Annotated in this window: 12 protein-coding genes; 9 read left to right on the top strand and 3 right to left on the bottom strand. The window is 69.7% G+C overall.

All coding sequences use genetic code 11. The features are described from left to right. Positions 1 to 253: 253 nt before the first annotated feature. On the bottom strand, positions 254 to 2,428 hold the full coding sequence (locus tag ACFFQA_RS23140; RefSeq protein WP_377855798.1) for an LPXTG cell wall anchor domain-containing protein: 2,175 nt from the start codon (positions 2,426 to 2,428) through the stop codon (positions 254 to 256). Positions 2,429 to 2,833: 405 nt separating this feature from the next. Between ACFFQA_RS23140 and dnaK the strand changes: the two genes are divergently transcribed. The 5 genes from dnaK to ACFFQA_RS23115 all read left to right on the top strand — a co-directional run bounded on the left by dnaK (position 2,834) and on the right by ACFFQA_RS23115 (position 8,332). Then, positions 2,834 to 4,681: a molecular chaperone DnaK gene (dnaK, locus tag ACFFQA_RS23135; protein WP_377855794.1), complete on the top strand. Its 1,848-nt coding sequence runs from the start codon at positions 2,834 to 2,836 to the stop codon at positions 4,679 to 4,681. Then, positions 4,678 to 5,379, top strand: a complete 702-nt coding sequence (grpE, locus tag ACFFQA_RS23130) for a nucleotide exchange factor GrpE (protein WP_377855791.1) — start codon at positions 4,678 to 4,680, stop codon at positions 5,377 to 5,379. Before dnaK ends, grpE begins: the two co-directional genes overlap by 4 nt. A 27-nt stretch (positions 5,380 to 5,406) precedes the next feature. Beyond that, the gene (gene dnaJ, locus ACFFQA_RS23125) at positions 5,407 to 6,588 is read left to right on the top strand and encodes a molecular chaperone DnaJ (protein WP_377855788.1); all 1,182 of its coding nucleotides are present in this window, start codon (positions 5,407 to 5,409) and stop codon (positions 6,586 to 6,588) included. Next, positions 6,588 to 7,061 carry a heat shock protein transcriptional repressor HspR gene (locus ACFFQA_RS23120; protein WP_377855786.1) on the top strand — a complete coding sequence of 158 codons (474 nt, stop codon included), beginning with the start codon at positions 6,588 to 6,590 and terminating at the stop codon, positions 7,059 to 7,061. Before dnaJ ends, ACFFQA_RS23120 begins: the two co-directional genes overlap by 1 nt. 134 nt (positions 7,062 to 7,195) lie before the next feature. Further along, positions 7,196 to 8,332: a sialidase family protein gene (locus ACFFQA_RS23115; protein ID WP_377855783.1), complete on the top strand. Its 1,137-nt coding sequence runs from the start codon at positions 7,196 to 7,198 to the stop codon at positions 8,330 to 8,332. Positions 8,333 to 8,383: 51 nt separating this feature from the next. On the opposite strand, the gene ACFFQA_RS23110 is transcribed toward ACFFQA_RS23115, so the two are convergent. Next, on the bottom strand, positions 8,384 to 9,487 hold the full coding sequence (locus ACFFQA_RS23110) for an FAD-binding oxidoreductase (protein ID WP_377855780.1): 1,104 nt from the start codon (positions 9,485 to 9,487) through the stop codon (positions 8,384 to 8,386). 500 nt (positions 9,488 to 9,987) lie between these two features. Further along, positions 9,988 to 10,140 (bottom strand): hypothetical protein, encoded by a 153-nt coding sequence (locus ACFFQA_RS23105; protein ID WP_377855777.1) that lies wholly within the window; start codon positions 10,138 to 10,140, stop codon positions 9,988 to 9,990. A 12-nt stretch (positions 10,141 to 10,152) separates the two neighbouring features. Here ACFFQA_RS23105 and ACFFQA_RS23100 point away from each other — a divergent pair, with 12 nt between their 5' ends. The 4 genes from ACFFQA_RS23100 to ACFFQA_RS23085 all read left to right on the top strand — a co-directional run bounded on the left by ACFFQA_RS23100 (position 10,153) and on the right by ACFFQA_RS23085 (position 13,520). Continuing rightward, positions 10,153 to 10,740, top strand: coding sequence for a pyridoxamine 5'-phosphate oxidase family protein (locus ACFFQA_RS23100; RefSeq protein ID WP_377855774.1), 588 nt, complete (start codon positions 10,153 to 10,155; stop codon positions 10,738 to 10,740). Positions 10,741 to 10,797: 57 nt separating this feature from the next. Beyond that, entirely contained in the window at positions 10,798 to 11,256 is a 459-nt protein-coding gene (locus tag ACFFQA_RS23095) for a MarR family winged helix-turn-helix transcriptional regulator (RefSeq protein WP_377855771.1), read from the top strand. A gap of 102 nt (positions 11,257 to 11,358) precedes the next feature. Then, positions 11,359 to 11,829, top strand: coding sequence for a MarR family winged helix-turn-helix transcriptional regulator (locus tag ACFFQA_RS23090; RefSeq protein ID WP_377855768.1), 471 nt, complete (start codon positions 11,359 to 11,361; stop codon positions 11,827 to 11,829). Further along, entirely contained in the window at positions 11,826 to 13,520 is a 1,695-nt protein-coding gene (locus ACFFQA_RS23085; RefSeq protein ID WP_377855765.1) for an MDR family MFS transporter, read from the top strand. The genes ACFFQA_RS23090 and ACFFQA_RS23085 overlap by 4 nt, the downstream gene beginning before the upstream one ends. Positions 13,521 to 13,640 lie beyond the last annotated feature (120 nt).

The raw sequence follows: 13,640 nt of genomic DNA, 5'->3' as shown, positions 1-13,640 counted from the left end.
CCCACGGCCTCCTGTCCGGTTTCTACCGTGCCGGGAGACTACGCCATATTACTCACCAGTAACCACTTGGAAGTGGCGGGTGTCGCACCGGCAGGTGGATCAACTGCGCATCCTCGCAGGCCCGAGCACGTCACCCGAACTCAGCCAGCCCCCCACCCCCACACCACCCCCCTCTGCCATTCGCGGGCTTATAGACCGGTCCGGAGGTCCGAACACGTCCATAAGCCCGCGAATGGCCGTCAGGGAACGGGGGTTAGGCCTTGCGGCGGCGGAACTTGAGCATCAGTGCGGCGCCCGCGACCAGGGCGACCAGGCCGCCGACCACCAGCTGCCAGACGAAGTCCACACCCGTGTCGGCGAGGTTGCCACCGCCACCGCCGGGCTTGTTGTTGCCGGGCTGCGGGGCGGGCTGGTTGGCAGGGGCCTTGACCGTGTAGCGGACGGTGGTGGCGTCCGAGTCGACCTTCGCCAGCGTCTGACGGGCGCCGATCACGCGCTCGCCCGCGGCGAGGTCGGCGGTCAGCGGCAGGGACCACTTGCCGTCAGCGGCCACCGTGGCCTCGCCGACCTTCTTGTCGTCGACGGTCACTGTGACCAGGGCCTTCGCGACGCCGGTTCCGGCAACCGCGGGCCGGGCGTTGTCGCTGGTGGTTCCATTCGCAGGCTCGGTGATCTTCGGGGCGACCGGGACGACGGTGAACTTCGAGACCGTCTCCTTGGACGAGGTGCCCTTCAGGGTCTGCTTGACCTTGATCTCGTGCGAGCCCAGCGCCAGCTCGGAGGAGAGCTTGAGCGACCACTCCGACTGGGCGGTGCCGGTGACCTCGCCGAGGTCCTTGCCGTCGAGCTGGACGCTCACCTTGGCGTTCGGCTTGGCGAAGCCGCCGAGGGTCGGCTTGGTGTCGGTGATGCGGGCGTCCGCGGCCGGGGTCTTCACGCCCGCCGGACGCAGGTTCGGCTCGTCGGGGTCGAGGTGCGCGGCGATGCCGTCGCCGTTGGCGTCCTTGGTCTGCGTCGGGTTGGCCGACAGCTCGTCGATGTCCTTGACGCCGTCGCCGTCCGCGTCACCGGTGGTGGTGAGCACGGTGAGCTTGTTGTTGGCGAACTCCGGCAGCGTGAGGATGTCGGTCGCCAGGCTCTCGCCGAGGTTCTGGTACGTCATGTTGCCGTTGTTGTCCGGCACCTTGATGCACTTGGAGTCCTCGAAGTAGGCACCGGTGCTCCAGCCGAGCGCGGCGCCGCCCGCGACGATCGCGCCGCCGCTGTCCCCACCGGCGACGCAGGCGCCGTGGAACTCGAAGCCGAGCTGGGCCCTGCCCTTCTCGGTGCCGTCGCCGATGTACCACAGCGACCGCTCGTTGACGACCTTTCCGCAGGTCCAGCCGGTGGTGCGGCCCGACTTGCACACGTTCATGCCGACGATGGCCGGGCTGACCGAGTCGACCTTGACGTTGCCGCCCGCGGTGCCCCAGGTGTAGACCTCCGGCACCGCGCGCACGGACGGGTTGGTCACGCGGATGGTGGCGTAGTCGTTGCCCTTGCGGTCGTCGATCTGGCCGCTGCCGTTGTCGGCGTTGTCCCACACGGTGGTGGCGAAGGAACCGATCTTGTCGCCGAGCTGGGACTGGTTGCCCTGCTTGACCTCGACGAAGACGTCCTTGAGGGCGGGCTGGTGCATCAGCGCGCAGTGGCCGGCGGTCAGCGGGGTCAGCTTGCCGTTCTCGTCAACGGCGTTGAAACCGATGGAGCACAGGCCGTAGCTGGGGCTGGCACCGCCGCTGGAGCCGATGTAGCCGCTGCCGTTGAGCAGGTTGGCCGGGGCCTTGGGCTGGAGCTTGCCGTACTTCACGTCCTGGGCGACGACCGGCTTGGGCATCTTGGCCTGAATGCGGCGGCCGTCCTCGGAGTCGGCGAGCACGATGTTGAGCTTGCCGCCCTTGACGTCGATGCTCGCGGAGAAGACCAGCTTGCGCTCGGCCTCCGGCAGCGACTTGACCCACGCGGACAGCGCGGTGAGCGCGTCCCTCAGCTTCGACTCGGTGGTCGGGCGCACGTGCGCCTCGGCACCCGCGGCGCGGGCCTTCTTCGCGGCGGCCTCGGTGGTGACCGCGATGTTGGCCTTCTTGGTCGCCGGGTCGAACCAGACACCGCCGAAGTCACGGCCGAGCTCCTTGCGCAGGGCCCTGCCGGTCTCCGCGGCCTTCTGCGCCGCCTTGGCGTCGGCGACGTAGGTCGTGGCGTCGGTCTTCAGGTCGCGCTGGATGGCTTCCTTCAGACCGGGCGGGAGCTGACGGACGGTCGCCTCGGTCGAGGCCGCGTCCGGCTCGGCGGCCGGGGCCACGCCGGCGCTGAACGCGACCGACAGGGCGACCAGACCGGTCACCGCCGCAGCGGCGACGAGGCCCCTGCGGAGTCTTCCCTCGGACAATTGCTCTCCTTCCCCAGGCCACCCAGCGGAACTACCTCTAACGGGTGACGAGGGACCCTATGCACACGCCTTGCAGCCGAAGGGGCACTTCACTGAAGAAAGTGGAGGTTTTGTTATCTCGATTTCACCTGGCCATGGCATGCGTTAGGCCATTCGGACGCAGACGGACGGCGTCCACCATAAGGATGACCATGATCAACAGAGTGTGACGGCCGTCGCCCCCGGCCCCGGGAACACCGCGACCGGGCCGCCCGTTGAGCGGGTCAGAAAGCTTGAGCGCGGGTCACTCAACTCCGGTTTGACGCCGGGGCGCCGGAGAATCCAGACTTGAGCCAGACGCACTCAAGGCTCGTCGGGCCTTGGCGTGGTACCTGCACCGATCACGGACACATGGAGGAAACTGCAATGGCGCGAGCGGTCGGAATCGACCTCGGGACGACCAACTCCGTCGTCGCCGTCCTCGAAGGCGGCGAGGCCACGGTCGTCGCCAACTCGGAGGGCTCGCGGACGACGCCCTCCATCGTGGCCTTCGCCAAGAACGGCGAGGTCCTCACGGGTCAGCCCGCCAAGAACCAGGCCGTGACCAACGTCGACCGGACCATCAGGTCCGTGAAGCGGCACATGGGCACCGACTGGAAGGTCGAGCTCGACGACAAGAAGTACACCTCGCAGGAGATCAGCGCCCGCGTGCTGATGAAGCTCAAGCGCGACGCGGAGGCCTACCTCGGCGAGGAGATCACCGACGCGGTGATCACCGTCCCCGCCTACTTCGAGGACGCCCAGCGCCAGGCCACCAAGGAGGCCGGGCAGATCGCGGGCCTCAACGTCCTGCGCATCGTCAACGAGCCGACCTCGGCCGCGCTGGCCTACGGCCTGGACAAGGGCGAGAAGGAACAGACCATCCTGGTCTTCGACCTCGGTGGCGGCACCTTCGACGTGTCCCTGCTGGAGCTGGGCGACGGCGTCGTCGAGGTCCGCGCCACCAGCGGCGACAACCACCTCGGCGGTGACGACTGGGACCAGCGCATCGTCGACTGGCTGGCGGAGAAGTTCAAGACCAGCAGCGGCATCGACCTGACCAAGGACAAGATGGCGATGCAGCGGATCCGCGAGGCCGCTGAGAAGGCCAAGATCGAGCTCTCCAGCTCCTCCACCGCCAGCATCAACCTGCCCTACATCACGGTGGACGCGGACAAGAACCCGCTGTTCCTGGACGAGACGCTGACCCGCGCCGAGTTCCAGCGGATCACCTCCGACCTGCTCGACCGCTGCCGCGCGCCGTTCAACAACGTGATCAAGGACGCCGGCATCCCGATCGGCAACATCGACCACGTCGTCCTGGTCGGCGGCTCCACCCGGATGCCCGCCGTCGCCGAGCTGGTCAAGGAGCTGACCGGCGGCCGCGAGCCGAACAAGGGCGTGAACCCGGACGAGGTCGTCGCCATCGGCGCCGCGCTGCAGGCCGGTGTCCTCAAGGGCGAGGTCAAGGACGTCCTGCTGCTCGACGTCACCCCGCTGAGCCTGGGCATCGAGACCAAGGGCGGCGTGATGACCAAGCTCATCGAGCGCAACACCACGATCCCGACCAAGCGCTCGGAGATCTTCTCCACCGCCGACGACAACCAGACCACGGTGGGCATCCAGGTCTACCAGGGCGAGCGCGAGATCGCGGCCTACAACAAGAAGCTCGGCACCTTCGACCTGGTCGGCCTGCCGCCCGCCCCGCGCGGCGTCCCGCAGATCGAGGTCACCTTCGACATCGACGCCAACGGCATCGTGCACGTGCAGGCCAAGGACCTTGCCACCGGCAAGGAGCAGGGCATGACCATCACCGGCGGTTCCGCGCTCGGCAAGGACGAGATCGACCGCATGATGAAGGACGCCGAGGCGCACGCGGACGAGGACAAGAAGCGCCGCGAGGAGGCCGAGGTCCGCAACCAGGCCGAGACCCTGGTCTACCAGACCGAGAAGTTCCTCAAGGACAACGAGGAGAAGGTCCCCGCCGAGGCCAAGGAGAAGGTCGCCGCCGCCGTCACCGCCGCGCAGGAGGCGCTGAAGGGCACCGACATCTCCGCCATCAAGGACGCGGTGGAGAAGCTCAACGCCGAGTCCCAGGCGCTCGGCCAGGCGATGTACGCCCAGGCCGCGCCGGAGGGTGCCGCGGGCGCCGGTGCGCAGGCGGGCGCCGACGCCAAGGCCGACGACGTGGTGGACGCCGAGATCGTCGACGACGAGAAGGACAAGAAGAAGTGACGGACGAGCACCAGGAGGGGGAGCCCCGCGTGGTGGTCCGGGACCGTCGCCGTGTCGATCCGGAGACCGGCGAGGTGCGCCCGGCCACTCCCGGTGGCGAGGAGCCGGGCGCGGGCCCGGTCGCCCAGGAGAGCACCGGCAAGCACGCCGCGGCCGAGGACGCCGAGCCGGTGGTGGAGGAGGCGGCGGGGCAGCGGCCCGTCGCCGACGAGACCGCTGCCGTCCAGGCCCAGCTGGCCGAGCGCACGGCCGATCTCCAGCGGTTGAGCGCGGAGTACGCGAACTACCGCAAGCGCGTCGAGCGGGACCGGGAGGCGGTGATCTCCGGCGCCAAGGCGCAGGTGGCCACCGAGCTGCTCGGCGTGCTCGACGACCTGGAGCGGGCGGAGGCGCACGGCGACCTGACCGGCGCGTTCAAGGCGGTCGCCGACAAGCTCGGCGCGGCGCTGACCAAGGTCGGCCTCGAACCGTTCGGGACCCGGAACGAGCCGTTCGACCCGTCGGTGCACGAGGCCGTGCAGCACGACACCTCGCCGGAGGTCTCCGGCCCGACGGTGACCGCGGTGCTGCGCCGCGGTTACCGCTTCGGTGACCGGGTCGTGCGCTCAGCGCTGGTCGCGGTGACCGACCACGAGCCAGCGCCGTCCGTCCAGGGCGAGGTCGTCGAGCCGGGCTCCGGCGACCGTGGCAACGGCTGACCGACTACCGAGGGGAGGAAACGCCCGATGAGTGCGCGGGACTGGATCGAGAAGGACTTCTACGGCGAGTTGGGCGTTTCCTCATCGGCATCGGCCGACGAGATCAAGAAGTCGTACCGGAAGCTGGCGCGGGAGCTGCATCCCGACGCCAACCCCGGTGACACGGCCGCGGAGTCCAGGTTCAAGGCGGTCTCCGAGGCCTACGCGGTGCTCTCCGACCCGGAGAAGCGCAGGCAGTACGACGAGGCGCGCAGCCTCTTCGGCGGCAGGCGGCCGGGCTTCGAGGGCTTCAGCGGTGGCAACACCGGCTTCGACTTCGGCAACATCTTCGGCGGCGGCGGCGCGCAGGGGGCGGGCGGCGGAGGCGGGTTCAGCGACCTCTTCGGCGGCCTGTTCGGCAAGCGCGGCGGCGGCGCGGGCGCGGCGAGCCGCGCCCGTCGCGGCTCGGACGTCGAGGCAGAGGTGCGGATCGACTTCGTCGACGCGGTCAAGGGCGCGACGGTGCTGCTGCGCCTGTCCAGCCCGACCACCTGCGGCACCTGCGGCGGTGACGGTGCCGCTCCCGGCACCTCGCCGAGGATCTGCCCGAACTGCTCGGGTTCCGGCCTGGTCACCCGCAACCAGGGCGCCTTCGCCTTCAGCGAGCCGTGCCAGGAGTGCCGGGGCGGCGGCCGGATCATCGACACGCCCTGCGGCGAGTGCGGTGGGGACGGGATCAGCACCCGGACCCGCGCGCTGAACATCCGGATCCCCGCCGGGGTCGAGGACGGCCAGAAGATCCGGCTGTCCGGCCAGGGCGAACCCGGTCGCAACGGGGCCGCCGCCGGTGACCTCTACGTGCGGGTGCACGTCGCCCCGCACGAGGTCTTCGGCCGCTCCGGCAACGACCTGACGCTGAGCGTGCCGGTCTCCTTCCCGGAGCTGGCGCTGGGCACGACGCTGACCGTCCCGACCCTGGACTCCTCGGTGACCGTGCGGGTGCCGTCGGGCACCGCGAGCGGTCGCGTGCTGCGGATCCGGGGCAGGGGCGTCGTGCGCAAGGACGGGCAGGCCGGTGATCTGCTGATCACCCTCCAGGTCCATGTTCCGTCCACTGTGGACGACAAGGCCCGTGCCGCGCTTGAGGCGTACGCCGGGGCGACGGCGGGAATCGACCCGAGGGCCGGCCTGAACGCGTTGCTGGCCAAGGAAGACCCAGGGGAGGCGTGATGAGCTCCGACCCCAGCTGGCACGGCATCCCGGCGGCGCCCGGCACCGACGAGGACACCCCGGTGTTCGTCATCTCGGTTGCCGCGCAGCTCGCCGGGCTGCACGCCCAGACGCTGCGCACCTACGACCGGCTGGGGTTGGTCTCTCCCGGCCGGTCGCCCGGTGGCGGCCGCCGCTACTCGGCCCGCGACATCACGTTGCTGCGCCAGGTCCAGCGGCTCTCGCAGGAGGAGGGCATCAGCCTCTCCGCGATCAAGCGCATCATCGAGCTGGAGCAGCACGTCGACCTGCTGGGCGCCAAGGTCGCTGAGCTGAGCGAGCGCCTCGCCGAGGCGCACGAGCAGCTCGCCGCGGCCCACGCCGCGGCGGAGAGCGCGGCGGCCGCCGTGCACGCCTCCTACCGCCACGACCTGGTCCCGGTGAAGCCGCAGTCCACGGCGCTGGTGATCTGGCGGCCCCGGCCGCGTCGCTGAGACGCCGAGCCAGTGAGCTCAAGCACTGAAGCGCTGAGCCGAACGGGGCAAATGGGCTAGGCCGATGCGGCGTTCGGCCTAGCCGAATGGGAAAGTGTGCCTCCCCGACACGCACTCCTTCCCCGAGGAGCCCCATGCATCGCCGCGTGGGCCAGGTCTTCCTGGCCGTACTCGTGCTGCTCGCGAGCAGCACTCCGGCACTCGCCGAACCCAGCGCCGTGCGCTCGCTCGAACAGACGCACGCCACGTACCCGAGGGCGATCCGCCTCCAGCACTCCGGTCCGTTCAACGGCCGCATCATCGCCACCACCACGACGTTCACCAACGGCGCCGGAATCGGCTCGCTCTACGAGAGCCGCGACGACGGCAAGACCTTCCGCAAGATCGGCGCGGTCAAGGACCCGCTCGCCGCGCGCGGCCTGTGCTGCACCCACCTCTACGAGCTGCCGCAGCGCGTCGGCAAGCTGCCCAAGGGCACGTTGCTGTGGGCGGGCAGCGTCGGCCAGGACGAGAGGAACATGTCGCTGCGGGTCTGGCAGAGCCGGGACCGCGGCCGCAGCTGGTCGCAGCTGACCTCCTGCTACGACTCGCCCAACGGCCAGGGCCTGTGGGAACCGGAGCTGTTCGTCGACGCGGCGGGCAGGCTGGTCTGCCAGTTCGCCGACGAGACCGAGAAGCCGCGCTTCGACCAGCTCGTCGCGCAGCGGGTCTCCGTAGACGGCGTCACCTGGGGGCCGAAGACCCACGTGGTGACGAGCGGGAACCGGTGGCACCGGCCGGGGATGCCGAACGTGCGCAGGCTGCACAACGGCGTCTTCTACATGACCTACGAGATCTGCGCGCAGTTCGGCAAGTACTTCTGCGCCGTCTACTACCGGACCTCGAACGACGGCGTGAACTGGGGCGATCCGTTCGACTTCGGCACTCTGGTCGAGAGCACCCACGGGCGGTACTTCACGCACACGCCCACGATCGCGCTGACCCCGCAGGGCAGGTTGCTGCTGATCGGCCAGATCCTGCAGAACGCGGACGGCTCGGTCGCCGAGGGCAACGGCAGGACGCTGTTCGTCAACGACAACAACGGGAACGGGCGGTGGACCGAGGGCGTGGCACCGGTCGCGGTGCCGGGTGCGCGGGACAACTACTGCCCGAACTACAGCCCGACGCTGGTGTCCTCTTTGGACGGCAAGCGGGTGCTGGAGATCTCCACCGACTACGTGGCCGACCAGAGCTGCCGGGCGTTCTTCGCCACCGGCCCGCTGCCGGCCTGACCGGCCCCGGACGGACCCCTCCGCGCTGTGCGGAGCGGGTCCGTCCGGTGCTCAGTCCAGGGTGAACGGGTCGTACTTGATGCGGTCGAGCGGAGTCCCGGCGACGAGCATCCGGGAGACGGTCGCGCGGATCATCCCTGGCGAGCCGCAGACCAGGACGTCGCGGTCGTTCCACGAGCCGTAGCGGGTCACCACGTCGGCGAGCGTGCCGTGCTCGACGCCGCGGGCTCCGGGGTCGGCCTCCAGGGTCGGCACCACGGTCAGCCAGGGGTTGCCCATGGCCAGCCGCTGCAGGTTCTCCAGGTCGTAGAGGTCGGCACGGGTGCGGCCACCGACGAACAGGTTGACCCTGGGGTTCTCGCCCCACTGCGCCATGTCGTCGACCATCGCGCGCATCGGCGCGACACCGGTGCCGCCCGCGACCATCAGCACGTCGCGGCCACTGGTGCGGTCGACGCCCATCCGGCCCATGGGAGGGCCGATCCGCCAGACGTCGCCGATCTGGGCGTGCCCGACGATCGCGCGGCTGACCCAGCCGCCCTCGACGGAGCGGATGTGGAACTCCATCATTCCGTCCTCGCGCGGGCCGTTGGCCGGCGTGAGGTAGCGCCACAGGCGAGGGCGCTGCGGCGTCTCGACGCTGACGTACTGGCCGGCGCGGTAGGGCACCGGGTACTCGGTCTGCACCCGCACGATGGCGAGGTCCCAGCTCAGTCGCTGGTGGCCGACGACCTGGCCGTTCCACCAGGCAGGGCTCTCGTCGGCGTTGGCGGCCTCCTGCATGGTGCGGGCCATGATCGTGTAGGCCTCGGCCCACGCGCGTTCGACGGCCGAGGTCCACGCGTCGCCCGCGTACTTGCGCACGGAGGACAACAGCGCGGTACCGACCGCCTCGTAGTGGCTGGCGACGACACCGAACTTGCGGTGGTCGCGGCCGAGCTGGCGTAGGAACGGGACAAGGTCATCTGGGCGGTCCACCATCTGCACGACGTGGACCAGCGCACGCAGCAGACGGCTGCGTTGCACCTCCATGTTCGCCGGGAACAGCTCGCGAGTGACCGGTGCGAGGCTGAACAGCATCCCGTAGAAGAACCTGGCGACATCCTCGGCCCTCGGCTCCACCACCGCGAAGCTCTCCCGAATCATCCGCACCATGGCGCTGACTTGGGCAGGGGGCTGGCGGTTAGGTTGCGAGGGCGGCACTGGCATAAGCACGGCGTTCGCGGTCATGGTCCGGGCGCGTCTTCTCCACGTTGTTCGGTGAGCCTCGGTGGCCCACCATTGGTCGACGAGCGTCCCCCGACAGGGTGGACACTAACTCGTCATCCAGGCCAGTGGCTGCTTGATGCCACCTTCGAGTGCAATTTGCTTACTGCGTGTGTACATACTTCCGGCCAACGGGCGAACCTCCCATCTGACATGTGCATCGACCCACCTGTTCGTGACACCGTGACACCGTGAGCCCCGACTCCCCCGGCCCGACCGGTACCGCCGGTCCTGACCTACTGCAACTGGAGCTGGCCGAGACACCCGCGCGTCCCCCGGCGGTGCAGGTGACACGACCAGTTGACCACGATCGGCAGCGGAGCGTCGGTGTTCTGCGAGCCGTCCCGCTGCCCCATTCTCCCGTGCGCACCGCTGTTCCAGAAAGCCCTTCAGGCGCACCCGTTCGCCGGGCAGCCGAACAACCGACCCAGCTTCTCCAGCGTCCGGCACCCGCCGAGCCCGCGACCAGGAAGATCGCGCTCCCGCCCGGGGACCCGCACGCCGAGCCCGAGCCGGGGCTGCCGGGTTCCCAGGGCGAGCACCTGTTACAGAACGTGTACGACACTCGGAAGCGCGCCGAGCGGTTCTACAACGACCAGGTGCTCGGCCACCTCAACGACAAGATGATCGAGTTCATCGGCCGGATGGAGATGCTGTTCGTCTCGACCGCCGACACCAAGGGCGAGTGCGACGCGTCGCTGCGCGCGGGGCCGCCCGGCTTCGTCCAGACGCTGGACGCCGAGCACCTGGCCTACCCGGAGTACCGGGGCAACGGCGTGATGGCCAGCCTCGGCAACATCAGCGAGAACCCGCACGTGGGCATCCTGATGATCGACTTCACCGAGGACGTGATCGGCCTGCACGTCAACGGCCGCGCGCGCATCGTCGAGGACGCCGACCTGCGGCGGGAGCACCCCGGCCTGCCCACCGACTTCGACAGGGGCCGCACGCCCGAGCGCTGGGTGGTCGTCGAGGTCGAGGAGGCCTACATCCACTGCCGCAAGCACATCCCGAGGCTGGTGCCGATCAGCAGGGACCGGCCGTGGGGCACCGACGACGCCAAGCGCAAGGGCGGCGACTACTTCGGCGCCAAGGCGCTGGCGAAACCCTGGCAACCGTCCCAGGTTGGTCACCGGGACTGAACCGGCCGTACCTTACGGTCTTCCGTCAGACGGAGTCGGGACGGGAGACCGGAGACCATGGTGGCGGACGAGGACTCTGCCCACGCGCACCGGCGGGCGGCCGGGGACGCGGTTGAGCGAGAGCTTTCAGTGCTGTTCCGCCGTGCGCGGAGCCTGTCGCTGACCCTGGCCGCACGGCTGCACCCGGACCTGGACGCGGCGGCGTACGGACTGCTGGTCTTCGTCGCCGACAGCGAGCCGGTGCGCGCTGCCGAGCTCGCCGAGCGGTTCGGGCTGGACAAGTCGACGGTGAGCAGGCAGCTGGCCCAGCTGGAGTCGCTGGAGCTGATCGAGCGGGTCGCCGACCCCACCGACGGCAGGGCGCGGCTGGTCCAGCTCACGGCGAACGGCAGGACCCGGCTGGTCGCCGTGCGCGCCGAGCGCAGGCAGCGCTTCTGGCAGAGCCTGTCCGACTGGGAGACCGAGGACATCCGCGCGCTCTCGGAGCTGCTGGGCAAGCTCAACGAGGACCTCTAGGGGCCTGGGTTCGGCCGCTCCGGTCCCTCGCACCCAGCAAAAGGTTGCTGAGTACAACTAACTCCCTTATAGTTGTATTGCGCAACCATGAGGGAGGCTGCCATGGCGCCCACCACCGAGACCTGCGTCGAGCTCATCCAGCACGTTCGCGAGTTCGTCCAGCTCCGACACGCGATGGCATCCCGCCAGGTCGAACCCGGTGAGCCCAGCGTCGCCCTGATCGGACTGCTGGCCGAGCTCGAACGCCGGGGCGAGTGCGCGGGCACCGCCCTCGCCCAGGAACGTGCCGTCGACCCCTCGGTGATCAGCAGGCAGGTCGCCCAGCTGATGCGCGCCGGACTGGTCAGCCGCCGCCCCGCGCCCTGCGACGGACGCGTGCACCTGATCAGCGCCACCCAGCGGGGAGTCGAGCTGCTCGCGGGCTGGCGGCGACGTCAGTCCGAGTGGTTGCGCGACGCGCTGAGCGACTGGCCGGACGCCGAGGTCCACCAGGTCGGCGCACTGATCCAAGCGATGACGCGCGCCGTGCGCGACGCTCTAGAACCGACAACACCGACCGGAGCCGCCCGATGAGTGACGTCACCCCCGTGCCCGACAAGCCCATGACGCACAAGGAGATCCTGCGCGCGCTGACCGGGCTGCTGCTGGCACTGCTGGTGGCGATCCTGAGCTCGACCATCGTGGCCAACGCGCTGCCGACGATCCTCGCCGACCTGAAGGGCACCCAGAGCCAGTACACCTGGGTCGTCACCGCCACCCTGCTCGCATCGACCGCCACCACCCCGCTGTGGGGCAAGCTCGCCGACCTGTTCAGCAAGAAGCAGCTCTACCAGGTCGCCATCGCCCTGTTCACCTTCGGCTCGGTGCTGTGCGGTTTCGCGCAGTCCATGCCCGAGCTGATCGCCTTCCGCGCCGTGCAGGGCCTCGGCCTCGGCGGCGTCCAGGCGCTGGCCCAGGTGGTCATCGCCGCGATGGTCAGCCCCCGCGAGCGCGGCAGGTACAGCGGCTACACCGGCTCGGTGCTCGCCGTCGCCACCGTGGCGGGGCCACTGGCGGGCGGGTTCATCGTGGACACCGACTGGCTCGGCTGGCGCTGGTGCTTCTTCGTGGTGGTTCCGCTGGCCCTGGTCGCCATGTACGTGATCGGCAGGACGCTGCACCTGCCCGTGCTGCGCCGCCAGGTCCGCATCGACTGGGCGGGCGCCACGCTGATCACCGGCGGGGTCAGCCTGCTGCTGATCTGGATCTCCCTGGTCGGCAAGAACTTCCCGTGGCTGTCCTGGCAGACCGCCGCCTTCGTGCTCGGCGCGCTCGCCGCGCTCGCCGTCGCGCTGGTGGTCGAGGCCAGGGTGGCCGAGCCGATCATCCCGCTGCGGCTGTTCCGCAACCGCACCCTGGTGCTCGGCGTGCTGGCCAGCGTCGCGGTCGGCACCGGAATGTTCGGCGCCTCGGTCTTCCTCGGCCAGTACTTCCAGCTCTCCCGCGGCTTCTCGCCGACGATCTCCGGCCTGCTCACGCTGCCGCTGATCTTCGGCCTGCTGACCTCGTCGACGCTGTCCGGCCAGATGATCACCCGCACCGGCCGGTGGAAGGGCTTCCTGGTCTCCGGCGCGGTGCTGATGGCCATCGGCCTGGCGCTGCTGTCCACGATCGACCACGAGACCTCGCTGCCGCTGCTCGGCGGCTACCAGCTGCTGCTCGGGCTCGGACTGGGGCTGAGCATGCAGAACCTCGTGCTGGCCGTGCAGAACTCCACCGACGTGCGCGACCTGGGCACGGCGAGCTCGACGGTGACCTTCTTCCGCTCGCTCGGCGGCACCGCGGGCGTGTCCGTGCTCGGCGCCGTGCTGGCGGCGCACGTCTCCGAGCTGGTCACCGAGAAGCTGCACGGCGCGACCGGCGGGGGCGGCTCGCTGGACATCGCGCACCTGCCGGAACCGGTCCGGTCGGTCGTGCGCGACGCCTACGGCGACGCCACCGGCCTGCTGTTCCTGATCGCCGCGGCCATCTCCCTGGTCACGCTGGCCTCGGTGCTGTTGATCAAGGAGGTCCCGCTCCGCGGTCCATCCACAGCCGCTGAGGACAAGGCTGTGGACAACGACCTGGGGATTGGGGACAACTCGGCTGAGCCTGTGGGTGCGCAGGTGAAGCATGTGGGTGAAGTGGCGCTCTCTGGGGGCAGCTCGCCCCAGCGTGTGGAGCAGCGGGACGGTTCTGTGGATTCCCCTGTGGACAACTGGGAACAGTCCACAAGCCGGAGATAGGCGCGACGGGCGGGTGAGCAAGACCACTCGCCATCCCTCGCCTCAGCTAAGTTGAGCGGAACACACTCAACCCTGCGAACGTTGGGCAGGGTGTTGAACAGAGTTTTCTGCCAGGGCTCG

The sequence above is a fragment of the Allokutzneria oryzae genome (assembly GCF_042429765.1).
GTDB classification, from domain to species: domain Bacteria; phylum Actinomycetota; class Actinomycetes; order Mycobacteriales; family Pseudonocardiaceae; genus Allokutzneria; species Allokutzneria oryzae.
The sequence above is the reverse complement of the archived record's forward strand: the minus strand, read 5'-3'. Positions and strand labels throughout refer to the sequence as shown.

Bases quoted from the DNA above. Each gene is read 5' to 3' on its own strand.
- ACFFQA_RS23085 (WP_377855765.1), top strand. From the start codon at position 11,826: ATGAGTGACGTCACCCCCGTGCCCGACAAGCCCATGACGCACAAGGAG.
- ACFFQA_RS23110 (WP_377855780.1), bottom strand. From the start codon at position 9,487: ATGGTGCGGATGATTCGGGAGAGCTTCGCGGTGGTGGAGCCGAGGGCC.
- ACFFQA_RS23115 (WP_377855783.1), top strand. From the start codon at position 7,196: ATGCATCGCCGCGTGGGCCAGGTCTTCCTGGCCGTACTCGTGCTGCTC.
- dnaJ (WP_377855788.1), top strand. From the start codon at position 5,407: ATGAGTGCGCGGGACTGGATCGAGAAGGACTTCTACGGCGAGTTGGGC.
- dnaK (WP_377855794.1), top strand. From the start codon at position 2,834: ATGGCGCGAGCGGTCGGAATCGACCTCGGGACGACCAACTCCGTCGTC.
- ACFFQA_RS23090 (WP_377855768.1), top strand. From the start codon at position 11,359: ATGGCGCCCACCACCGAGACCTGCGTCGAGCTCATCCAGCACGTTCGC.
- ACFFQA_RS23120 (WP_377855786.1), top strand. From the start codon at position 6,588: ATGAGCTCCGACCCCAGCTGGCACGGCATCCCGGCGGCGCCCGGCACC.
- ACFFQA_RS23095 (WP_377855771.1), top strand. From the start codon at position 10,798: ATGGTGGCGGACGAGGACTCTGCCCACGCGCACCGGCGGGCGGCCGGG.